Source organism: Mesobacillus campisalis, assembly GCF_000986785.1.
GTDB lineage: Bacteria > Bacillota > Bacilli > Bacillales > Cytobacillaceae > Mesobacillus_B > Mesobacillus_B campisalis.
In genome coordinates, this window is the sequence record NZ_LAYY01000059.1 from 1 (window position 1) to 359 (window position 359).

General features: G+C 51.0%; 1 pseudogene. It reads left to right on the forward strand.

The features are described 5' to 3' along the window. Nucleotides 1-62 precede the first annotated feature (62 nt). A pseudogene (locus WQ57_RS22260) lies at nt 63-359 on the forward strand (hypothetical protein); the annotation flags it as partial.

Genomic DNA, 359 nt, shown 5'->3' on the forward strand with positions numbered 1-359 from the left:
ATCAACAGCTAAGCTATGGGATCAGGTTATGCTGCCGCTGTTTAGTTGATATGGAGCTTGTGTTGTTAAAAATTCTTTGTGGCGTTGCCCGCGCCAACTTTCTTACTCTCACTTTAGTCTGTATAGCACTGGCCGCTGTCGCTAGCTGGCAGGCGGGTCATCCGCTGCAGGCTGGTTTAGCCGCGCTTGTCACCCTGATTGGGCTAGCAGCTCATATCAGTGTGAATGCCTTTAACGAATACTTTGATTTTAAATCTGGTCTGGATTTTTTAACCGAACGCACTCCTTTTAGCGGCGGCAGCGGCACCCTGGTGGAGAATCCTCACGCCAGCACTATGGCGCTGGTTTTGGCGCTGCTG